At 63.3% G+C, this 20,499-nt stretch carries 20 protein-coding genes; 3 read left to right on the top strand and 17 right to left on the bottom strand.

The genetic code is table 11. The features are described from left to right. Position 1: 1 nt before the first annotated feature. The 5 genes from M1D89_RS02875 to M1D89_RS02855 all read right to left on the bottom strand — a co-directional run bounded on the left by M1D89_RS02875 (position 2) and on the right by M1D89_RS02855 (position 6,396). A complete protein-coding gene (locus M1D89_RS02875; protein ID WP_498647850.1) occupies positions 2 to 2,392 on the bottom strand; it encodes a bifunctional salicylyl-CoA 5-hydroxylase/oxidoreductase in 2,391 nt (796 codons plus the stop codon). A gap of 15 nt (positions 2,393 to 2,407) precedes the next feature. Next, positions 2,408 to 4,081 carry an AMP-binding protein gene (locus M1D89_RS02870; RefSeq protein ID WP_498647848.1) on the bottom strand — a complete coding sequence of 558 codons (1,674 nt, stop codon included), beginning with the start codon at positions 4,079 to 4,081 and terminating at the stop codon, positions 2,408 to 2,410. A 61-nt stretch (positions 4,082 to 4,142) separates the two neighbouring features. Further along, positions 4,143 to 5,015 (bottom strand): acyl-CoA thioesterase, encoded by an 873-nt coding sequence (locus M1D89_RS02865; protein ID WP_498647847.1) that lies wholly within the window; start codon positions 5,013 to 5,015, stop codon positions 4,143 to 4,145. A gap of 3 nt (positions 5,016 to 5,018) precedes the next feature. Then, entirely contained in the window at positions 5,019 to 5,501 is a 483-nt protein-coding gene (locus tag M1D89_RS02860; RefSeq protein ID WP_498647845.1) for a cupin domain-containing protein, read from the bottom strand. A 31-nt stretch (positions 5,502 to 5,532) separates the two neighbouring features. Next, positions 5,533 to 6,396, bottom strand: coding sequence for a fumarylacetoacetate hydrolase family protein (locus M1D89_RS02855; RefSeq protein WP_498647843.1), 864 nt, complete (start codon positions 6,394 to 6,396; stop codon positions 5,533 to 5,535). Between the two features lie 136 nt (positions 6,397 to 6,532). On the opposite strand from M1D89_RS02855, the gene M1D89_RS02850 reads away from it, so the two are divergent. The 3 genes from M1D89_RS02850 to M1D89_RS02840 all read left to right on the top strand — a co-directional run bounded on the left by M1D89_RS02850 (position 6,533) and on the right by M1D89_RS02840 (position 8,572). Then, the gene (locus M1D89_RS02850; protein ID WP_017197358.1) at positions 6,533 to 6,931 is read left to right on the top strand and encodes a RidA family protein; all 399 of its coding nucleotides are present in this window, start codon (positions 6,533 to 6,535) and stop codon (positions 6,929 to 6,931) included. A 40-nt stretch (positions 6,932 to 6,971) separates the two neighbouring features. After that, the gene (locus tag M1D89_RS02845) at positions 6,972 to 7,316 is read left to right on the top strand and encodes an iron chaperone (RefSeq protein ID WP_178994487.1); all 345 of its coding nucleotides are present in this window, start codon (positions 6,972 to 6,974) and stop codon (positions 7,314 to 7,316) included. Positions 7,317 to 7,414: 98 nt separating this feature from the next. Next, entirely contained in the window at positions 7,415 to 8,572 is a 1,158-nt protein-coding gene (locus M1D89_RS02840; RefSeq protein WP_498645340.1) for an IS30 family transposase, read from the top strand. A gap of 53 nt (positions 8,573 to 8,625) precedes the next feature. Here M1D89_RS02840 and M1D89_RS02835 read toward each other — a convergent pair whose 3' ends face one another. The 12 genes from M1D89_RS02835 to M1D89_RS02780 all read right to left on the bottom strand — a co-directional run bounded on the left by M1D89_RS02835 (position 8,626) and on the right by M1D89_RS02780 (position 20,303). Beyond that, positions 8,626 to 9,447, bottom strand: coding sequence for an IclR family transcriptional regulator domain-containing protein (locus tag M1D89_RS02835; RefSeq protein ID WP_498647841.1), 822 nt, complete (start codon positions 9,445 to 9,447; stop codon positions 8,626 to 8,628). A 104-nt stretch (positions 9,448 to 9,551) separates the two neighbouring features. Then, entirely contained in the window at positions 9,552 to 10,220 is a 669-nt protein-coding gene (locus tag M1D89_RS02830) for a 3-oxoacid CoA-transferase subunit B (protein WP_498647839.1), read from the bottom strand. 2 nt (positions 10,221 to 10,222) lie between these two features. After that, entirely contained in the window at positions 10,223 to 10,927 is a 705-nt protein-coding gene (locus tag M1D89_RS02825) for a 3-oxoacid CoA-transferase subunit A (protein WP_498647837.1), read from the bottom strand. Between the two features lie 14 nt (positions 10,928 to 10,941). Further along, positions 10,942 to 12,159 (bottom strand): thiolase family protein, encoded by a 1,218-nt coding sequence (locus M1D89_RS02820; RefSeq protein ID WP_498647835.1) that lies wholly within the window; start codon positions 12,157 to 12,159, stop codon positions 10,942 to 10,944. Positions 12,160 to 12,257: 98 nt separating this feature from the next. Next, positions 12,258 to 12,716 carry a 4-carboxymuconolactone decarboxylase gene (gene pcaC, locus M1D89_RS02815; protein WP_498647832.1) on the bottom strand — a complete coding sequence of 153 codons (459 nt, stop codon included), beginning with the start codon at positions 12,714 to 12,716 and terminating at the stop codon, positions 12,258 to 12,260. After that, complete coding sequence (locus M1D89_RS02810) at positions 12,713 to 13,516, bottom strand: alpha/beta fold hydrolase (protein WP_498647830.1); 804 nt, start codon at positions 13,514 to 13,516, stop codon at positions 12,713 to 12,715. The genes pcaC and M1D89_RS02810 overlap by 4 nt, the downstream gene beginning before the upstream one ends. Continuing rightward, a complete protein-coding gene (locus M1D89_RS02805; RefSeq protein ID WP_498647828.1) occupies positions 13,509 to 14,921 on the bottom strand; it encodes a lyase family protein in 1,413 nt (470 codons plus the stop codon). Before M1D89_RS02805 ends, M1D89_RS02810 begins: the two co-directional genes overlap by 8 nt. Beyond that, on the bottom strand, positions 14,918 to 15,532 hold the full coding sequence (gene pcaG / locus M1D89_RS02800; RefSeq protein ID WP_498647825.1) for a protocatechuate 3,4-dioxygenase subunit alpha: 615 nt from the start codon (positions 15,530 to 15,532) through the stop codon (positions 14,918 to 14,920). Before pcaG ends, M1D89_RS02805 begins: the two co-directional genes overlap by 4 nt. 4 nt (positions 15,533 to 15,536) lie before the next feature. After that, entirely contained in the window at positions 15,537 to 16,424 is an 888-nt protein-coding gene (gene pcaH / locus M1D89_RS02795) for a protocatechuate 3,4-dioxygenase subunit beta (RefSeq protein WP_498647823.1), read from the bottom strand. Between the two features lie 42 nt (positions 16,425 to 16,466). Next, the gene (locus M1D89_RS02790) at positions 16,467 to 18,338 is read right to left on the bottom strand and encodes a bifunctional sugar phosphate isomerase/epimerase/4-hydroxyphenylpyruvate dioxygenase family protein (RefSeq protein WP_498647821.1); all 1,872 of its coding nucleotides are present in this window, start codon (positions 18,336 to 18,338) and stop codon (positions 16,467 to 16,469) included. Further along, entirely contained in the window at positions 18,338 to 19,249 is a 912-nt protein-coding gene (locus tag M1D89_RS02785; protein ID WP_498647819.1) for a shikimate dehydrogenase, read from the bottom strand. Before M1D89_RS02785 ends, M1D89_RS02790 begins: the two co-directional genes overlap by 1 nt. A gap of 283 nt (positions 19,250 to 19,532) precedes the next feature. Next, complete coding sequence (locus tag M1D89_RS02780; protein WP_498647815.1) at positions 19,533 to 20,303, bottom strand: IclR family transcriptional regulator; 771 nt, start codon at positions 20,301 to 20,303, stop codon at positions 19,533 to 19,535. Between the last annotated feature and the right edge of the window lie 196 nt (positions 20,304 to 20,499).

Genomic DNA, 20,499 nt, shown 5'->3' with positions numbered 1-20,499 from the left:
GCTACTTCACCAAAACCGATGCCGCGGCGGACTCGGGAGTCCAGCGAAGGTGGGTGTTGGCCTCTTGGATATCGGCTTCCTTGAGCAGCGACAGTCGGGGTCGAACGGCGTCAGTGCGCGAGCTCGGTGGTTTCCGGCGTCCGGCATGGAATTGCGGAATCCAGTCAGCGCCAGGGCCCTTGTATTCCTGTTCAGCTGCAGCGTGCAGCGTCCACTGAGGATCGTAAAGGTGCGTACGGCCCAAGGCGATCAGGTCGGCACGGCCCGCGAGGAGGATGGAGTTCACGTCGTCGTAGGTGGAGATGGCGCCGACGGCGATCACCGCCACGCCTGCCGGGGCGGCAACTTCCTGGCGAATGCGGTCGGCGAACGGGGTCTGGTAGCTGCGGCCGAAGGCGGGCTTCTCTTCCTTGGCCACCTGGCCGGTGGAAACATCCAAGCCTGCAGCGCCGTGCTCAACGAACGCCTTGGCGATGGCCACCGAATCGTCAGAAGTGTTGCCACCCTCGATCCAGTCCGTCGCGGAAATGCGCACCGTCACAGGCTTATGGGCAGGCCATGCCGCGAGAACGGCGTCGAACACTTCCAGCGGGAACCGCAGCCGGTTCTCCAAGCTGCCACCGTACTCGTCTGTTCGCTTGTTGGAGACCGGCGACAGGAAGGAGGACAGCAGGTAGCCGTGGGCGGCGTGGATTTCCAGGAGGTCGAAACCAGCATCCTCAGCACGGACTGTCGAAGCGACGAACTCCGCCTTGATGACATCCATTCCCGCACGATCCAACTCCACGGGGGTCTGGTTCTCCGGGCTGTAAGGAAGGGCAGAAGGGCCGACGGCGGTCCAGTTTCCGGAGTCGAGGGGCTGGTCAATGCCTTCCCACATGAGCTTGGTGGAACCCTTCCGGCCGGAGTGGCCCAGCTGCGCGCCGATTTTGGCGGTGGAGCGGCTGTGAACGAAGTCCACAATTTCCTTCCAGCTGTCACGCTGGCCATCTGTGTAGAGGCCGCTGCAGCCAGGGGTGATGCGGCCGGATTCGGAAACACACACCATTTCGGTCATGACCAAGCCGGCGCCACCGAGTGCTTTGGAGCCCAGGTGAACCTTGTGGAAGTCGCCCGGAACGCCGTCCGTGGCCGAGTACATGTCCATTGGGGAGACCACAATACGGTTCTTCAGCTCCAGCTCGCCGATACGGAATGGCTGGAACATGGCCGGGGCAACCTCGGACAGTCCCTGCGAGGAAGCGAAGCCGCGGTCCACCGCCTCTGCGAACTCGGGATCACGCAGGCGCAGGTTTTCCTGGGTGATGCGGCGGCTGCGGGTGAGCAGGTTAAACGCGAACTGGGTGGGGTCCTGGTCCTTGTATTGTCCGATCCGTTCGAACCACTCAAGGGAAGCCTGGGCTGCGCGCTGTGTGGAAGCGACCACGGGCCGGCGCTCAGCCTCATAAGCTGCCAGAGCCGACTCAACATCTGCGTGCTCGTGCAGGCAAGCGGCCAGTGCCAGCGAGTCCTCCATGGCCAGCTTGGTGCCCGAACCAATGGAGAAGTGGGCTGTGTGGGCGGCATCGCCCAGGAGCACAACGTTGTTGTGGCGCCAGTTTTCGTTGCGGACCGTGGTGAAGTTGATCCACTTTGAGTTGTTGGTGAGGACCTCGTAGCCGTTCAGTTCCTCGGCGAAGATCTCGCGGATCTTGGCAATCGCCTTCTCATCCGAGACGCCGGGAGGGAAAACCTCGTTGTCGGTCTCGTCGAAACCTGCCGCGTGCCACACGTCCTGGTGCATTTCCACAATGAAAGTGGAGCCCTCATCCGAGTAGGGGTAACCGTGGATCTGCATGACGCCCCACTCGGTTTCCTTCACGAAGAACTTGAAGGCCTCAAACACCTGGTCTGTGCCAAGCCACATGAACTTGTTGCTCCGCATGTCCAGGTTTGGTTTGAAGGAGTCAGCGTACTTGGCGCGGATCTGCGAGTTGATGCCGTCCGCGGCAAGAACCAGATCGTAGTTGGCTTCAAGTTCCTCAACGGCGGGAGCCAAGGTGCTGAACCGCACGTCAACGTTCAGTTCGATGCAGCGGCGCTGCAGCAGCTCCAGCAGTTCCTTGCGGCTCATGGCAGCGAAGCCCTGGCCGCCGACTGTCATCATTTCGCCGCGGAAGTGGATGTCGATGTCGGACCAGCGGGCGAAGCGGCGGCTCATGTATTCAGCCACCACGGGATCGGCGTTGCCGATGCCGCCGAGGGTCTCATCGGAAAACACGACGCCGAAGCCAAAGGTGTCGCTGGCAGCATTGCGTTCCCAGAGGGTGATGTCGTGCGACGGATCCAGCTGCTTCATCAGTGCTGCGAAGTACAGGCCGCCGGGGCCGCCTCCAACGATTGCGATTTTCATGGGTGTTTCTCCTTCTCAGGCCTGGCTCTGGCCGGCAGGGGTAAGTTGTTCGTTCTTGGCTGCGGGGTTCTCCTTCTGGAGGCCGTCGCGGAGCTTGAAGTGCTGGAGTTTGCCGCTGGGATTGCGTGGCAGTTCGCTGACGAAGCGGACGTCCCGGGGGTACTTGTATGGGGCGATGGCCTGCTTCACGAAGTCCTGGATTTCCTTGCGTTTTGCGGCGTCGCCGGTGACGCCTTCGCGCAGCACGATGAAAGCGCAGACGATGCTGCCACGCTCTTCGTCCGGGACGCCGATGACCGCGTTTTCCACTACATCCGGGTGCTGGTCTATGGCCGTTTCAACCTCTGGTGCACCGATGTTGTAACCGGAGGAAACGATCATGTTGTCCGAGCGGGCCTGATAGGTGAAGTATCCGTCGGCGTCCATGGCGAACGTGTCGCCGGTGACGTTCCAGCCCCGGACCACGTAGTTTGCCTGCCTGGCATCGTCGAGGTAGCGGCAGCCCGTGGGCCCAATGACGGCGAGGCGGCCGATGCTGCCCGGGCCGAGCTCGTTGCCGTCGTCGTCCAAGATGGTGGCCCGGAAGCCCGGAACGGCACGCCCCGTGGTTCCAGGACGGATGTCATCGCCAGCGGCGGAAATAAACACGTGCAGTAGCTCAGTAGCACCGATTCCGTTGACCAGACGCAGGCCGGTAGCCTCCCGAACAGCTTCCCAGGTTTCCTTGGACAGGTGCTCTCCAGCAGAGACAGCAACGCGGAGTCCGCGCAGGAGGTCCCCGCGCTTCTCCTTCAGGATGGCCCGGTACGCAGTGGGTGCAGTGAAGAGGATCGTGGCACCAGCGGCTGAGGCGTGCTCGGCCAATTCCACGGGCCCGGCCTTCTCAGTCAGGAGCGACGATGCGCCGAACCGGAGAGGGAAGACCACCAGGCCACCCAGCCCGAAAGTGAAAGCCAGAGGCGGCGAACCAGCGAAGACGTCATCGGCCGTTGGCTCCAGAATGAAGCGGGCGAAGGTGTCCGCGTTTGCCAGGATGTCCCGGTGGAAGTGCATGGTCACCTTCGGCACTCCGGTAGTCCCCGACGTCGGACCCAGCAGCGCAACGTCGTCGGCTGAGGTATCCACAGCCGTGAACACGCCGCTCTTTTGCCCGCAGCGCGAGGAGAGATCGTCGTCGTCGTGTGCTCCGTAGCTCAGGACCCTAACCTCGTCCCCCGCCGCGACCCTGAGCTCGTCCACGAAGCGGTGATCAGAGATGGCCACCACCGGCTTGGTGAGGCCGATGAGCGTGGAGACTTCGTTGGAACGCAGCATGGGCATGGTGGTGACCACCACGGCGCCGGCTTTCAGCACACCGAGCCAGGCAGCAACGATCCAGGGGTTGTTGGGCCCGCGCAGCAACACGCGATTGCCCGGCACAACACCAAGGTCTTCGGTGAGGACCTGGGCCACCTGATTGGAATGCTGCTGGAGCTGACCGTAGGTCCAGATAACGCCGTCCGGGGTCCGCAGGGCCGGGCTGTCCGCGCCGTACTGTTCAACGCCGTCGTCGATCAGTACGGCAGCAGCATTGAGCCGTTCCGGGTAGTGGAGTTCGGGGAGGGTGAATTCAAGCGCAGGCCAGGTATCGGCGGGCGGCAGGTGGTCGCGGGTGAACGTGTCCACGTGGGCCGATGGCATCATGCTCATGGCCGTTCCTTTCAGTGGTGCGTCGTTGAAGCGGATTGGGGTTGGGGAGGTTCAAAACTGTTTAGGAGCCGGCCCGGATCATGCCCTCTTGGGCCACCGTGGCCAGCAGTCTTCCTTGCCGATCAAAGAAGCGGCCCATGGCGAGGCCCCTGTTGCTCTGACCGGAGATAGCTTCCTGGGCGTAGAGCACCCAGTCGTCAGCGCGACCCTCGCGGTGGAACCACATGGAGTGGTCCAAGCTGGCGGTGGCGAGTCCCGGGCTGGACCAATTGAATCCGTTCACCCGGAGCAGCGGCTCCAAAATTGTGTAGTCGCAGACGTAAGCCAGCGCTGTGCGGTGGAGGTCGGCGTCGTCAGGCAGGGCGTCGAAAGCCTTGACCCAAATCGCCTGCTGGGGCACCGATCCGCCCTCGAGTTCGATATATACGGGTCCTGGAATATGGCGCATATCGAAACTGCGGCCCGTGGACCAGTAGTCCGCAGCCGGACCATCCGTTCCGTCCAGTGCTTCGGCCGCAGTCCGCAGTGATTCAGGCTCGACGGCGGCAGGGGCCTCGGGCTGGAAGTCCGGCCCGCTCTCGGGCACTTGGAACGAGCCCATGGCTGCGTAGACTGGCTTGCCGTTCTGGAAGCCGCGGACCGTGCGGGTGGAGTACCCGCGACCGTCCCGCAGACGCTCCACTTCGTAGCGGACACTGGAACCGATATCCACCGGACGCATGAAGTAGCTGTGCATCGAGTGCAAAGTCCTGTCAGCATCAACGGACCGCATCATTGCGGCCGCAGCCTGTGCCACCATGTCTCCACCATAGGCTTTTGGCCACGGCACGTACTGGGTGGTTGCTTCATAGGCTTCGTCGAAAACCTCGGCCGTTGTGGGCGTGAGTTCAACGGCCTTGAGGAAGGTTTCGGACGTCAGGGTTCCAGTAATCATGGCTTAGGCCCGGCGGTAGTCGGCGAGAGTTTCGTCGGCGACGTCTTCGAGGTTGACCACGAGGTTCTCCGGCGTGCGCGCGGTGAGCCAGACGAGTTCTTCCGTGACGGACATGTTTGCCTCGACGTGGGGCATGAACGGCGGAACGAATACCCAGTCGCCGGCCTTCATGTCCATGAATTCTGAGTAGTTCTCGCCGAAGTAGATCCGGCCGTGGCCGCGGAGCACGTAGCCACCGGTCTCTGCCTCGCCGTGGTGGTGCGGAAGTGAGCGGTAGCCCGGGGTGTTGGACACCTGGCCGAACCAGATTTTGGTTGCCGGGGTGTGCTGGATACTCACGCCGGAGACGCGGATGCAATCGCCGGACTGCGCCGTGTTGGTGTCTTCGGCACCGGCGCGGGTGACGACGGGGACAACTTTGCCGTCAGCCTGAGCGTAGATGGAGTTGTCGCCTTCGAGGCGGTATTCGGTGGTGGTCTGGCTCATTTGGTCTCTCCTTTTATTGAGGTGTGAGGCTTTAGGCGTTTGCTGGGACTGCTGCGTGGATCCGGAACTGGTTTTCCAGCCGGCCGATCCCATCAATTTCGGTGGTGAGGACGTCGCCGTCCTTGAGGAAGCGCGGCGGGGTCATTCCCATCCCCACTCCCCCGGGCGTTCCGGTGAGGACGAGGTCGCCGGGGCGCAGGGTGGTGAATTGCGAAATGTAGGACAGCAGCTGCGCCGGGCCGAACACCAAAGTGCTGGTGTTCCCCTGCTGCACGAGTTCGCCGTTGACGTAGCCGCGGACGTCGAAATGTTCCCCGGCTTCATCTGCCGTGACCATGACCGGGCCTACGGGGGTGGTGCCGTCCCAGGCTTTGCCTTGGAACCACTGCAGGGTCCGGTTTTGCCAGTCGCGCATGGAAACGTCGTTGGCAATTGTGTAGCCGGCAATGGCCTCACGGGCCTGGTCCTCGTCCGCACGGAACAGTTCAGAACCCACGACGACGGCGAGCTCGGCTTCCCAGTCGACGCGGCCGCTGCCATGGACCTCTACAGTGTCGTTTGCTCCCACCAGGGTGTCCGCGTACTTGGCGAAGAGCGTGGGGTACTGGGGAAGTTCGCGTCCCATTTCCTGGATGTGGTCGCCGTAGTTCAGGCCACAGCAGATGACTTTGCCGGCGCGGGGAAGGAGCGGTGCGAGGTGGGCTTCGCCTTCCGCGATGACTTTCTGCTCCTTGGACGCGGCAGCCCCTTTTGCCTTCTCGATGACCAACCGCCACCCCGTCTGCGCCAGGAGCGCCCCGACGTCAGTGGCGGGCAACGTGAGGTAAGAGCCGGCGCCCGTGGCGAGTGCCGCCGTCGTACTTCCGCCGGCCGTGCGCAAGGTGGCTAGTTTCATTGCGGGTTCCCTTCGAGGTTTTGTGATGTGTCGACTTTTTTACGATCGTCACATATGCTCAACGTAGCACGGCGGAAATGATCTGCACAGAGGCTTTCCAAAAGTTTTTGCAGTTGCCACAACGAGGAGGAACAGCATGAGCCACACAACGATCAACCCGGAATCGCTGGCCAAACCATCCGGCTACGCACACGGCATCCTTGCCGGCAACACCGTTTTCCTGGGCGGGCAGACCGCCTTGGACAAGAACATGAACATCGTTCCCGGCGGAATCGTGGAGCAGTTCACGCAGGCGTTCTCCAACGTGATCACCACGCTGCGTGAAGCCGGCGGAGAGCCCGAAGACCTGGTCAACGTGACCATCTACCTCACCGATGTGGACGACTACATGGCCAACGGTCGCGAAATCGGACGAATCTGGCGGGAAATGGCGGGCTCGCAGTACCCCGCAATGGCCGGCATCGGCGTCACTCGCCTCTGGCAGAAAGAGGCCCTGATCGAAATCCAGGGCATCGCGGTGATTCCGGAACGCTAAACCTCTGGCCCTTGCGGTGCCCGTAGTGAAGCATGTCCCTATGGGAACCGTCACCGAATATCTTGAGGGCGTCAGCGAGGCCAACCGCTCGATTCTGGAGCGGATTGTGGGGATCGCCCGCGAGCTGGCCCCCGACGCCGAAGAAGGCGTCAGCTACGGAATGCCCGCGCTGCTGGTTGATGGCAAGGGCTTCCTGAGCGTGCAGGAAACCACAAAGCACTTGGCCCTGTACCCATTCAGCGGGCAGATCCTGCCGGAGATGTCGGAGGAGCTTGGGGGTTATTCGTGGTCGCCGGGGACGCTTCGTTTTTCTGCGGATAATCCCGTGCCGGACTCCATGGTGCGCCGGATCCTTGAGACGCGGTTGGCAGCGATCCGAAAGTAGCCCCGTCCGGACCCAACTAGGTCGCAGTTCAGGTCGTTTTGAGCCCGCTGAATCATGCGGTGATCGCAACACCTGATTATTGAAGGGTGTCGATTGCCATGGTGAAGTTCACGAATCGTTTGGTTGCTGAGGTTGTCCAGTCGTTCTGGCAGCAGGTTGCGGACGGTGCCCGTTTTGAAGATGCTGGTGCGTTCGTCGGGTGGTCCGTAACGACGGTCCGCCGTGAGCTGAGGTCCTCAGGAGGGGTCCGGCCCCGTCGGGGCCGGACCCTGACCGGCCGTTCCCTATCGTTCCAGGAGCGGGAGTTGATCTCGTTATGGCGGGGCAAGGAATCGGTCCGTGAGATCGCCAGACGTTTGGGTCGTTCCCCGTCAACGATCTCCCGGGAGCTCCGGCGGAACGCTGACAAGGTCTTTTTCTACCGGGCTACCACCGCCCATGCCCGCGCCCACGCCCGGGCAGCCAGGCCCAAGACCGCTAAGCTCAACAGCAACAAGCCCTTGCGCCTGGAAGTCGAAAAGCGGCTCGAAAAGAAAGACTCACCGGTCCAGATCGCTGGCAGACTCCGCAAGGACTTCCCGAACAACCCGGAGATGTGGGTGTCACACGAGACCATCTACCAGTCCCTCTATCTCGAGTCCCGGGGCGGGCTAAAGCGGGAACTGGTCAAGAACCTGCGCACCGGCCGGACCCTGCGCAAACCCCAACGCCGCCCCGACGAACGCCGCGGCAGAATCCAGGACAAGGTCATGATCGCCGACCGTCCCGCCGAGGTCGAAGACCGTGCCGTGCCAGGGCATTGGGAAGGGGACCTGATCGTAGGCAAGGACGGAAAAACCGCCATCGGCACCATCGTGGAGCGCACAACCGGGTTCGTGATGCTCCTCCATGTCCCGACCGGTCAAAACCGTGCCGAGTCTGTTCGGGATGGGCTGATCCGCAAAATGGGCGCCCTTCCCGACGAACTGAGGCTCTCACTGACCTGGGACCAAGGCACCGAAATGCGCAGGCACAAGGAAGTGAAGATCGCAGCCGACATCGACATCTACTTCTGCGATCCCCACTCACCTTGGCAACGCGGCTCGAACGAGAACACCAACGGGCTCCTGCGCCAGTACTTCCCCAAAGGCGCAGACCTAAGCATCTACAGCCAAACCGACCTCGACTACGTCGCCCACGAACTCAACGACAGACCCCGCCAACGATTCGACTTCTGCACCCCCAATGAGATGATCAGAACCTTCCTGTTGCGATAACCGCTAGAAACCACCCCCTCATAACGACCTGAACTGCGACCTACTTGGGTGGGTTAGTGCTTGGCGGAAACATCCTGCGAGATGGTGTTGGCCGTAGCCACCACTTCCTGGCGCACGGCGTCGAGGTACTTCGCCGGGTTCGGCTGGGACGCGACGGCCTGAGCTTGCAGGGACACGTTAATGGCCGCGACGTTGTCGCCATTGTTGTGGTTCCACACCGGCGCTGCAATGGACATCAGCCCGATCTCCAGCTCCTGGTCCAGCAGGCACCATCCTTGCGAACGGACCTGCTCGACGGCGGCCCTCAAGTCGGGAACGCTGGCGACGGTTCGCGGCGTGAGCGGCGTTAGTTCCGCCGTCGAGAGGTAGGCCTCAAGCTTGGCCTGCGGCAATCCGGCGAGCAGGACGCGACCCATGGACGTGGCGTACGCCGGGAAGCGCGTGCCCACGGTAATGCCTACGTTCATGATCCGGCGTGTGGCGACGCGGGCTACGTAGAAGATGTCCTGACCGTCCAGGACCGCGGCGGACGTCGACTCGCCCAGCCTCAGGCTCAACTGTTCCAAGTGCGGCTGGGCCAGCTGCGGCAGGGACAAGGCCGACAAGTACGAGTAACCAAGCTGCAGCACTTTGGCCGTGAGCGCGAAGGTCTTGCCGTCGGTGCGGACGTAGCCGAGCTCAACCAGGGTATGCAGGAAACGGCGTGCCGTGGCCCGGGTCAGGTCCGTGCGGGCCGCCACCTCACTGAGGGTCATCAGGGGGTTGTTCGCATCGAACGCCCGAATCACGGCCAGACCCCGCGCCAACGACTGAACATACTGGTCGCTGGCCTGCGGGGTTACCGGGGAATCGGGGGTAAGCGCGGAATCGGTCATGGTTACCAATCCTAGATTGCGTTGCGGGGCCTACTCTGCGCGTTTAGCTCGCGAAATACCAAGCAGAGCGGGCCCCACAACGGGAGGGCCGCAACTTGCGGGGCCTACTCTGCCTTCTTCAGGGGTAACGGCACGAGCTCTTGGATTTCCTCGAACGTGCAGCCGAACGTCTCGCGCACGGTGACGCCGTCAGGTCCTGTGAGGAACACACCTTTGTCCGTGTACACGCGGGTGACGCAGCCGACGCCGGTAAGCGGGTAGGTGCACTGTTCCACAAGCTTGGACACGCCCTCTCGCGTCAGCAACGTCATCATCACGAACACGTCCTTGGCTCCCGTCGCCAAGTCCATCGCGCCACCGACGGCGGGGATCGCGTCCGGGGCGCCGGTGTGCCAGTTGGCGAGGTCACCCGTGGCGGATACCTGGAAGGCACCGAGCACGCAGATGTCCAAGTGCCCGCCACGCATGATCGCGAACGAGTCAGCGTGGTGGAAGTACGAAGCCCCAGGCAGTTCGGTCACGGGGATCTTACCGGCGTTGATGAGGTCACCGTCGACGTCAGCCCCAAGGGCGGCCGGGCCCATGCCGAGCATCCCGTTCTCCGTGTGGAGCGTGATGTTCTGTTCCTCTGTGAGGTAGTTGGACACCAAGGTTGGCTGGCCGATGCCCAGGTTCACGAAGGAGCCGGGGGCGATGTCGCGGGCCACCAACTGGGCGAGTTCGTCGCGGCCCAGCGGCTTTTCGGAGGTCTGGATGCTGGTTTGGGTGCTCATGATCACGCCACCTTTTTGTTTGAGTCAGCAGAATCGACTGAGTCAGCAGAATCGACGCGGACCACGCTGTTGACATAGATCCCCGGGGTCACCACGTTCTCTGGATCCAAGGAACCCGTGGGCACGATCTCCGAGACCTGCACGATGGTGTGCTTGGCTGCAGCGGCCATGATGGGACCGAAGTTCCGGGCAGTTTTGCGGTACACGAGGTTGCCCTTGCCGTCAGCCTTGAGTGCCTTGATCAGCGCGACATCAGCGTGGATGGGTGTCTCGAAGACCTGCCATTTCCCGTCCAGCAACCGGGTTTCCTTGCCCTCAGCCAGGGTGGTGCCGTACCCGGTGGGCGTGAAGAAGCCCCCGATGCCGGCCCCCGCGGCGCGGATGCGTTCAGCAAGGTTGCCCTGCGGGACGAGTTCCAGCTCGATCTCACCGGCGTGGAACTTGGCGTCGAAGTGCCAGGAATCGGACTGCCGCGGGAAGGAGCAGATCATCTTGCGAACGCGGCCTTCCTTGATCAGCAGCGCGAGGCCTTGATCGCCTTGGCCGGCGTTGTTGTTCACCACGGTCAGGTCCTTCGCGCCGCAATCCATCAGGGCGTCGATCAGTTCGAACGGCTGCCCGGCGTTGCCGAACCCGCCGATCATCACTGTGGAACCGTCCTTGATGCCGGCGACAGCCTCGCCAACAGTGTCAATGAAATTCAGCATGACTCTTTACCCTTCTATGCCGATGCGCCGGCAGTGACGTTTTCGAGCACCACGGCCAGGCCCTGACCCACGCCGATGCAGATTGCCGCGACACCCCAACGCTGCCCCGAAGCCTGCAGTGACCGGGCGAGCGTTCCGAGGATGCGGGTACCGGAGGCGCCGAGCGGGTGGCCCATCGCGATCGCACCGCCGTGCTGGTTCACGATTGCGGGGTCGATCCCCCACGCGTCAACGCACGCCAGCGATTGCGCGGCAAACGCCTCATTAAGTTCGACGGCGCCGACCTGGTCCCAGCCGATGCCCGCCTTCGCGAGGGCCTTGTTCGCGGCCTCCACCGGTGCGAAACCGAAGTACTGGGGATCGTTGCCATGCGCACCACGGCCAGCGATGCGGGCCAGGGGCTCCAAGCCCAGCATCCCAGCAGCGGCTTCCGAGCCGATCCATGACGCGGATGCGCCATCAGACAAAGGAGAAGCGTTGCCGGCGGTGACCGTCCCGCCAACCTCTGCACCCTCGGGCTCGTTCCGGAACACGGTCTTCAGTGTGGCGAGCTTCTCGGCCGTAGAACCGGCACGGATTCCCTCATCACGGACCAGGTCGGTGCCCGGAACCGGAGCCACAAGGTTGTCGTAGAAGCCGTCATTCCACGCTGCATCAGCCAGATTATGCGAGTCAGCAGCGAACTGGTCCTGGCGTTCACGGGTAATCCCGTACTTCTCGCGCAGACGCTCGGTGGCTTCACCCAGGGAGATGGTCCAGTCCTTGTTCATGGCCGGGTTCACCAGGCGCCAACCGAGTGTGGTGGACGCGAGTGTCATGTCACCGGCGGGGTAGGGCTTGGAGGTCTTCGGCAGCACCCAGGGCGCACGGGACATGGACTCCGCGCCGCCCACCAGCATCAGGTCGGCGTCGCCGGCGTTGATCTGACGGGAGGCAATGATCGCCGCATCCAGGGACGAGCCGCAGAGACGGTTCACCGTGGTGCCCGGGATGGAGACCGGGAGCCCAGCGAGCAGGGTAGCCATGCGGGCGACGTTCCGGTTTTCCTCGCCGGCGCCGTTGGCGTTGCCGAACACCACCTCGTCGATCCGCTCAACATCCAGCCCCGGCGCCCGGCGAACGGACTCGCGGACCACATGGGCGGCAAGGTCATCCGGGCGGACAGCAGCAAGTCCGGACCCGAACTTACCAAAGGGCGTGCGCACGGCGTCGTACACAAAAGCCTGGTTCATGGGTTTCTCTTTCTGTCTGCCCAACTAGGTCGCAGTTCAGGCCGTTCTGAAGGCTGAAAACGACCTGAAGTGCGACCTAGTTGGGTGGGGTGGGGAAATTAGTTGGGTTCGTTAAGCGGGGAAGCAGCGTCGATCTCTGCGAATACTTTTTGGGCCGTCTTGAAAGCCGAATTGGCCGACGGCACACTGCAATAGATGGCGGTCTGCAGCAGGATTTCCTTGACCTCGTCCCTGCTCAGGCCGTTGTTGAGGGCTGCCCGAATATGCATGGCCAGCTCCTCCCAGTGACCGTGCGCCACCAGCGCCGTGAGGGTGACCGCCGAGCGCATTTGCCGGCTCAAGCCTGGCCGCGTCCAGATGCCACCCCAGGCAATCCTGGTGATCATGTCCTGGTAGTCCTCGGTAAAGGAATCCTTGTTGGCGTTGGCGCGGTCCACATGCTCATTGCCCAGCACTTCGCGGCGGACCACCATGCCGGCGTCGTAAATGTCCTGGGCGGTGGCGTCGGGCTGGACTGCGCCATTCCGGGCGAAGCTATCGGGGGAAGAAGTGCTCATCGTCCGTTCTCCTTCATGAAGGTGCGCATCAAATCAGCCACGGCGGCCGGCGCCTCGGCAGGGGCGAGGTGGGCGACGCCGTCGAGCGCCACCGCCTGAGCAGTACCACCTCCAGCGCTGATGCCAGCGGCAACAGCGTCAGCCATCGACGGCGGCGCTACCGAATCCTCGACGCCGGCAATCACCTGCGTGGGGACGGTGATGCTGCCGAGCTGCTCGCGGACATCGAACACGGCAAGGGCTTCGCAGCAGAACGCGTAGCCGAAGCGGTCGGCATCGCGCAGGGCGTGCAGGAGCCGGCTACTAATGTCCGGCTGACGGTCCATGAAACCGGGACCGAACCAGCGTTCAGCGGAGCCTTGGATCATGACAGGGGTGCCGAGTTTCCGCACGGTTTCGGCGCGCTCCAGCCAGCCTTCCGGGGTGCCGAGCTTGGCGCCACTGCACTGGACGGACAAGCTGAGCAGTCGGTCACCGTGCTTGATGCCGAGCTGCAGGCCGGTGGCCCCACCCAGCGAGACGCCGGCGTAGTGGAACCTCGCGCCCGGCGAAACAGAGTCAACAAGATCCACGACGGCGTCAGCCAGTTCCGCCACATCGAAACCCTCGGTGACGGTCGGCGAAATGCCGTGGCCGGGGAGGTCCCATCCGATGACGTCAAAGTGATCGCCAAGAAGTGCCGCGGTTTCGGTCCAGAGAACAGTGGACGTACCCAGAGACGGGCCCACCACCAGGAGCGGATTGGTTCCCAGTTCGCGCTGCGGGGAGAGCAGCACGCCCTTCACAGTTGGCTTAGCCACGGGCGGTTCCCTTCGAAGAGATTCCAGTGAATTGCGGGTAAGAAGCAAGGATCCGTCGGCCGATCTCCTGGGCTTCCCCGAGGTAGCTCGCGGGGTCAAGCAGCGCATCGAGTTGGGTATCCGAGAGCTTGTCCGCAGGGACGGTTTCGCGCAGCAGCTTGGTGTAGATGCGGGACTGTTCCCCTGTGGGCGCCTTGAGGGTTTGGTCGACGACGGCTTGCAGCTTCTGCTTTCCTTCCTCGCCCAGGAGAGGCGCGACGGCGGCCGTCACGCCTTCGCTGAGCAGCAGCGGTCCCGAGATCTCGAGGTTCCGGCGCATGGCATCGGGGAAGACACGGAGGCCCTCCGTGAGTTCACGGAGGTGTCCGGCAGCGCCCAAGGCCAACGCCAGCAACTGCCGGAGAGCGGGCCACTCACTGTGCCAGGCACCGTCCGGCCGCTCATCGTTGAAGATGGTGGCGGCGAGGTGCAATTGCGATGCGAGTCCGGGCGCCTGCAATGCCGCGCTACGGATCAGTACGGACAGCACAGGGTTTTGCTTCTGCGGCATGGCCGAGGAAACTCCGCGTCCGGCGGCCAGGGGTTCGCCAACTTCCCCAACTTCCGGGCGGCTCAGGAACAACAGGTCCGCGGCGATCTTCCCGAAGGAATCAAGGAGGGCAGCGAGGCCATCACCCAGGGCTGTGACTGCGAGGCGATTGGTGTGCCAGGGAGCGGGAGCTGGTGCAAGGCCAAGCCGGGAGGCCAAGGAATCAGCCAGATCGAACGGAGTGGAAGCAGATCCCGCAGTCAGCTTGGTCCCCGAAGCCAGCGTTCCTCCGGCTCCGCCGAACTGAACCGGCAACCGAAGCGACTCCAGCCGAGCAGCCGCAGCCGCGACGCCCTGGAACCACTGTGCAGCCCTAAGCCCGAACGTGTACGGCAGCGCATGCTGCGTCAGGCTCCTGCTCACGCACAGCGTGTCCGCATGCTCTCCGGCCAAGGTGGCGAGCGCCGTCGTCGTGCGCTTCGCGTTATCCAGCAACGCAGAGATGGTGCGGTTGGCGAGGAGCATCAAGGCGGAGTCGAGGACGTCCTGGCTGGTCAGCGAGGTGTGGACAGCGGCTACCGCGCCGGCGTCCAAGGATTTCACCCGGGCGCGAAGGTCGCCGAGCAGCGGAATGACCGGGTTGCCGCCACCCTGGGCACGTTCCGCCACAGAAGCTGCGTCATATGAGCCGGCATCGGCGGCTTCGGCCACCACAGCGGCGGAGCCAGCCGGGACCAGCCCCGCTTCCTCGAGGACGGCAGCCCAGGAGGCTTCGACGTCGAGGATTGCCGCGATGACGGCATGGTCGCCCGTCAGTGCCGCCACAGCGGGCGACGCCGAGACGGGGCTGAGGAGGCCGAAGTCGCCGTCGGTCATGCTTGGTTTTCCGTTGAAGGATGGTCCGCGTTGACGCTGGTTTCCAGTGAGCCGTCCTGCTGGAAGTCCAGGAAGACGGTCTCGTCACCGCCCTGCAGGCGGATATCCCAAGTGAGGCCGCCGTCGGGGTCGCGGCGGGCGATGAGCGTCTTGCGGCGTTCAGGTTCCAGGGAGCGCAGCAGCGGGTCGTTGGCCAATGCTTCCTCGTTTTCCGGCAGGTACACGCGGGTGAAGAGGCGGTTCATGAGTCCGCGGGCGAAGACGGCCACGGAGATGAAGGCTGCAGCGCCGGGAGCCGTGGGGCCGGGGTTTACGGTGGTGAAGGTGTACACGCCGGAGTTGCCAACGGAGCCGCGGCCCCAGCCGGTGAACGTGTAGCCGTCGCGGACCAAGGAGCCGGTGCGCTGAACAATGTTGCCGTCGGAGTCGGGCTGCCAGATCTCCAGGATGGCGTCCGGGATGGTGCTGCCGGAACCGTCGTACACCGTGCCCTGCAGGCGGATGCTGCCCGGGCTGCCTGGTGCCAGCAGTTCGTTGTCCTTGTTGAAGGGAAGTGCGTAGCCGTAGAACGGTCCTACGGTCTGGCCCGGTGTGGGTGTCAGCTTGCCCATGTGCTTACTCCTCATCCCCGGCGTCGCCGTATGCTTCGTTTTCCGTCCAGGTGCGCTTGGAACCGGTCAGGATGATGTCCCACTTGTAGCCGAGCGCCCATTCAGGACTGGTGAGTTCGTGGTCGTACTCGGCCACGAGGCGGTCGCGCGCGTCCTGGTCCACGATCGACTGGTAGATGGGATCCAGCGGGAACAGCTGATCGCCCGGGAAGTACATCTGGGTAACAATGCGCTGGGTGAATTCCGAGCCGAACATGGAGAAGTGGATGTGCGCCGGCCGCCAGGCGTTCAGGTGGTTCTTCCACGGGTATGCGCCGGGCTTGATGGTGGTGAAGCTGTAGGAGCCGTCATCACCTGTGATGCAACGGCCGACGCCGGTGAAGTTCGGGTCCAGCGGCGCGGGGTGCTGATCGCGCTTGTGGATGTAGCGTCCGGCGGCGTTGGCCTGCCAGATCTCCACGAGTTGGCCGGCAACAGGGCGACCGTCGCCATCAAGGACACGGCCTGCAACGATGATGCGCTCACCCTGTGGCTCGCCGTTGTGTTGGATGGTCAGGTCGGATTCCAGCGCATGCACGTCCTGGTGGCCGAACGCGGGCGAGTAGAGCTCAATGGTCTCCGGGTCCGCGTGATGCAGGCTCTTCGTGGGGTGGCGCAGGATGCTGCTGCGGTACGGCGCGTAGTCGAGGCGCGGCATGGTCTCCGGCCCCCGGCCGTTCGTCAGGGCCGCGGCGTAGCGATCGCTGATGCCCTTCATCTCAGCACTGAGGTCCGCTTGGGTTTCCACCTTCTTGGGGGAAACGTGCGCGGCATGCGCCTCGGCGGGCGGCACGAGTTCCTCGGATTCGAGCGCTTGTGCGGTAGTGACTTGTGCGGTCTGTTCTTGCGGCACGGCCGGCTCCTTTCGGTTTATGGGTCTTGTTGGTTTACGGGCCTAAACCCGGTGAAGCGAGTCGTATTGGACGGCGTGGCGTACTGGAGCGTTGGGCGCCCCGTAGCCGTCGTAGTTGCCCCGGCGTTCCACCATTTCGAAGAACACGCTGCCCACGGTGGCGGTGTAGAAGTGGAGGAATTCGCCGTCGGCATCCCGGTCATACAGGAGGTTAAGCTCCTGGAGGGTGGCCAGGAATCCGGATTCAAGATCGAACCGGGCGTCCAGGTCCTCGTAGTAATTGGCCGGAATCTGCAGGAACTCGAGGCCACGATCACGGGCAGACCGGGCAGTCGCCACGAGGTCGTCCACAGCGAAGGCGATGTGTTCCTGGTACGTTTTGCGGGCTGCTTGTGCCTGCTGCGCGGGTGCCAGGTTCAAAACCAGCCTGACCGCTCCGTTGCTGGTCTCCATGACCTGCGAGCGAACCAGCCCACTGGGGCTGGGGACCTCGGCGAACGGCTGCGGTTCAAGGGCAAGGGCGCTGGTGTAAAAGAGGACAGCTTCGTCAAAGTGCTGCCAGGGCTGGGCGAGGTTCACGTGGTCAATGACGGCGTTCTGCTGCCCTGCGGAGTGCTCCAGCCCTTCGCCGAACTCATGCGTCCACGCAGCGGTGCCATCCGGGCTGCCTTGGCAGAGGAAAATCTCGGTGGAGTCCGGAGCTGAGATGCCTTGGAAGACTTCCTCGTCGGCCTGAACCTTGCGAGCCACTACCGGCGCCTTGAGTTGCTGGGCGCGAGCGGAGGCAATCACTGGCGAATCGACGTCGAACCCCAACGCGGCGATAGCCGGTTCCGAGTGCGATGCCGCTTGCTCGTTGATGATCACCCGGGCCTGGCCCATGGTCCACAGCTGGACATCCTTGGTACGGTGGCGGCCTTCGAATTCAAAGCCGAGCTGCCCCAGGAGCTTCTCCAGCTGCGCGGTGTCGTCCGCCTTGACCTCGGCGAAGTTGAAACCGGCGGGTTCATTCACCTTGGGCAGCGTGGCCAGTTCCATGGGGTAACGACGGCGGGACGCGCTGCCGTTGCCGCCCGCGGCGTCCTTAGAGGTGCCTGCCAGCCACTTGGCGCTCTGCTCCTCCAGCCAGATCAGGGAGCGCATAGCGTCGACGGCGGTGCGCTCCGTGTCTGACTGTCGGAAGACGTCGTTGAAGACTTCGAGGGAGACCGGACCTGTGTAGCCTGCCCGGACCACGTGACCCATGAACTTGGCGAGCTCAAACTGACCCTCACCCGGGAAAACGCGGTAATGGCGGCTCCAAGAGAGCACATCCATGGAGAGTTTGGGGGCGTCGGCAACCTGGACGAAGAAGATCTTCTCCGCGTTGATGTTCTCGATCGGCGCGGTGTCCCAGTCGCGGGACAGAATGTGGAAGGAGTCCAGACAGGTGCCGAGGTTGGGATGGTCCACGGCCTCGACCAGACGGTACGCGTGCTCATAATCGTTCACGTACTTACCCCAGGCGAGGGCCTCGTAGGCAACCTTGACGCCATAATTCCCGGCAAGCCGGGCGAGTTGCCCCAGCTGCTCGGCCCTGAGGTCGTCGTCGTCGATCGTGGCCGTTGCGACGTTGGAGCAGACCAGGATGGTGTCCATGCCAAGGCGTTCCATCAGGTTGAACTTGGCCTCGGCCCGCTTGAGGTTGGCCTTCAGCAGCTCCGGAGTGACGCCGTCGAAATCGCGGAACGGCTGGTACAGATCCAGACCAAGGCCAAGATCCGCGGCCATTTTCCGTACGTCTTCAGGGCTGAGCGGCGAAGTGACCAGATCCTGCTCGAAGATCTCGATGCCGTCAAAGCCCGCGATGGCGCAGGCCTGCATCTTTTCTTTCAGCGTGCCGGACAGGCAGACGGTCGCTATGCCGGTGCGCATCAGTGGCCTGCCTTCGCCAGCTCGGGGGCCGCAGCTTGGGCGTCCTCCACCGCGATCAGCTCAAGGAAGTGCGCGCGCATCCGTTCCCGGTCGGCTTCGCGTCCTGTGATGAGCTGGAAAGCGTCGGCCGCCTGCCCAACTGCCATGCGGCCGCCGTCGAGGATGTCGCAACCCTTGGCGCGCGCTTCGCGGACCAGCTGAGTCTCGATGGGGCGGTAGACAATGTCCGCTACCCAGTGCCGCGACTCAAGCAGCCCGATGTCCAGGGGAAGGCCCGGGTGGGCGGCCATGCCGATCGGGGTGCAGTGCACCAAGCCGTCGGCAAGGGGCATGATCTCACCGAGTTCTGCAGGAGTGCGTGGAGTGACAATGGCTTCAGGGAAGAGGCCGCCGAGTTCGGCGGCACGTTCCGCTGCGCGGGCCGCATCCATGTCCACCAGGTCCAAAGTGCTGACGCCGGCTGTAAGGAGGGCGTAGGCGACTGCCGAACCGGCACCGCCAGCACCAAGCTGGACCACACGGCCCAGCTTCGCGCCAGGGAGCCCGTCGGCGAGCGCCGAGCCAAAACCCGAGAAGTCTGTGTTGTGGCCAATAAACCGACCGTCCTGGATCAGGACTGTGTTGACTGCACCCAGGCGACGGGCGTCGTCGGAAATGTCATCGAGGTGCTCCAGCACCAACTGCTTGCACGGGTGCGTGATGTTCAGGCCGTTGAAGCCCATGCGCTGCGCCGCGGTCAGGAGATCTCCGACGGCGGCGGCCGGCAACGCGAGTTCCAGCAGGTCGATGGGGCGGTACAGCAAGCGAAGGCCCTGCACATCGGCTTCGCGCTCATGCATGGGCGGTGTGAGCGAGGGCATGACGCCTTCGCCTATGAGGCCCACCAGAACGGACTCGGCTCGGTTGCTCATCCTAAAGCTCCTTTGACTTCAGCACCGGGGCTTTTGGCGCTGTTCTAGGGCGCCGCCTGACCGGGTGTTATTTAGATTACTACAAGTGTTCATATTCCGCACGCTTGTTCTTATCGCGAACAAGGGCATTGCGGCCGGTTCGTTGCGAGGCCCGCTTTACACCCTCCGGCGCGCATTTGGCATGCAAAGCGGGCCTCACAACGGAGGTAGCTGAGGTTGCGGGGCCCACTCTGCACCCTCCGCCGCGCATTTGCCGCGCACATCAGGCCCCGCAACAAGGAGGTCATCGCTGAGGCAGGCGGGCCGCGAGTTCGGCCGCGGCCTCCTGGAGAGTAGGCACATGCGAGATGAGCTCCTCCATGGTGAGGCGGAACACCGGCACGGCCGTGGCCAGCGAGGCAAACGCGTGCCCCTGGGAGTTGAGGACCGGCACCGCAACTGCCCGCATACCGATCTCGTTTTCTTCATCCATCACGGCGTAGCCCTGACGGCGGACCTGTTCGATTTCCTCCCGAAACTTGTCCCTGTCGGTAATGGAGCGATCGGTCAATGGATCGAGGGGCAGCTCCTCTAGGAGCCGCTTCCGCTCAAGCTCATCCTCGAACGCGACGATCGCCTTGCCCACAGAGGTGGTGTGGAGTGCGCCGAGATGGCCCGGGTCACTGGTGACGCGAAAGGTCTTCGGGCCATCCACCTTGTTCACGGTGAGGTGATGATTGCCGTCGCGGACGGACAAGATTGTGGCCTCATGCGTGCGCTCGGTGACCCGCTGAAGGACCGGTAGCGCTGTAGCGGCGAAACCATGATGATTGGAGACACGCTGACCGAGTTGGAAGACGCGCAATCCCAGGTGGTAGCGGCGCCCATCCGGCTCGTAGTCAACAAACCCATCGCGCGTCAGCGAGCCCAACAGCCTGTAGGTAGTACTGAAGGGGAGGTTCGCACTCCTCGCCAGGTCCGCTGCACTCGCCCCGCGGGGTTCATTGCCCAGTAAAACCAGCAGGCTCAAGGCCTTGCCGACCATGTCGGTCTTTGTGTCCTCTTTCACATTCATAACTCGATGCTCTCACATAGTGAGAGCTATTTCTAGATGGTGGGGACTTCTCTTGACAAGTGACCCCACTCACAGCCACTATTGCTGTATTGCACAAGTAGCTCTCACCATGCGGTTACTTATGCAGGGATTGACCGGCCGCACCTCGCTTGGGTCTCCCTACAGAAGCCAGATCCGCGACATCGTCGTCACAGAA

This window comes from Arthrobacter sp. D3-18 (genome assembly GCF_054408525.1).
Note: the sequence above shows the minus strand (reverse complement) of the source record. Positions and strands in the feature narration are given on the sequence as shown.

Excerpts from the sequence above, each read along its gene's own strand:
- M1D89_RS02830 (WP_498647839.1), bottom strand. The coding sequence starts at position 10,220 with ATGAGCACCCAAACCAGCATCCAGACCTCCGAAAAGCCGCTGGGCCGC.
- M1D89_RS02875 (WP_498647850.1), bottom strand. The coding sequence starts at position 2,392 with ATGAAAATCGCAATCGTTGGAGGCGGCCCCGGCGGCCTGTACTTCGCA.
- M1D89_RS02850 (WP_017197358.1), top strand. The coding sequence starts at position 6,533 with ATGAGCCACACAACGATCAACCCGGAATCGCTGGCCAAACCATCCGGC.
- pcaG (WP_498647825.1), bottom strand. The coding sequence starts at position 15,532 with ATGGGCAAGCTGACACCCACACCGGGCCAGACCGTAGGACCGTTCTAC.
- M1D89_RS02825 (WP_498647837.1), bottom strand. The coding sequence starts at position 10,927 with ATGCTGAATTTCATTGACACTGTTGGCGAGGCTGTCGCCGGCATCAAG.
- M1D89_RS02820 (WP_498647835.1), bottom strand. The coding sequence starts at position 12,159 with ATGAACCAGGCTTTTGTGTACGACGCCGTGCGCACGCCCTTTGGTAAG.
- M1D89_RS02845 (WP_178994487.1), top strand. The coding sequence starts at position 6,972 with ATGGGAACCGTCACCGAATATCTTGAGGGCGTCAGCGAGGCCAACCGC.
- M1D89_RS02865 (WP_498647847.1), bottom strand. The coding sequence starts at position 5,015 with ATGATTACTGGAACCCTGACGTCCGAAACCTTCCTCAAGGCCGTTGAA.
- M1D89_RS02805 (WP_498647828.1), bottom strand. The coding sequence starts at position 14,921 with ATGACCGACGGCGACTTCGGCCTCCTCAGCCCCGTCTCGGCGTCGCCC.
- M1D89_RS02860 (WP_498647845.1), bottom strand. The coding sequence starts at position 5,501 with ATGAGCCAGACCACCACCGAATACCGCCTCGAAGGCGACAACTCCATC.
- M1D89_RS02840 (WP_498645340.1), top strand. The coding sequence starts at position 7,415 with ATGGTGAAGTTCACGAATCGTTTGGTTGCTGAGGTTGTCCAGTCGTTC.
- M1D89_RS02780 (WP_498647815.1), bottom strand. The coding sequence starts at position 20,303 with ATGAATGTGAAAGAGGACACAAAGACCGACATGGTCGGCAAGGCCTTG.
- M1D89_RS02870 (WP_498647848.1), bottom strand. The coding sequence starts at position 4,081 with ATGAGCATGATGCCATCGGCCCACGTGGACACGTTCACCCGCGACCAC.
- M1D89_RS02855 (WP_498647843.1), bottom strand. The coding sequence starts at position 6,396 with ATGAAACTAGCCACCTTGCGCACGGCCGGCGGAAGTACGACGGCGGCA.
- pcaC (WP_498647832.1), bottom strand. The coding sequence starts at position 12,716 with ATGAGCACTTCTTCCCCCGATAGCTTCGCCCGGAATGGCGCAGTCCAG.
- M1D89_RS02790 (WP_498647821.1), bottom strand. The coding sequence starts at position 18,338 with ATGCGCACCGGCATAGCGACCGTCTGCCTGTCCGGCACGCTGAAAGAA.
- M1D89_RS02785 (WP_498647819.1), bottom strand. The coding sequence starts at position 19,249 with ATGAGCAACCGAGCCGAGTCCGTTCTGGTGGGCCTCATAGGCGAAGGC.
- M1D89_RS02835 (WP_498647841.1), bottom strand. The coding sequence starts at position 9,447 with ATGACCGATTCCGCGCTTACCCCCGATTCCCCGGTAACCCCGCAGGCC.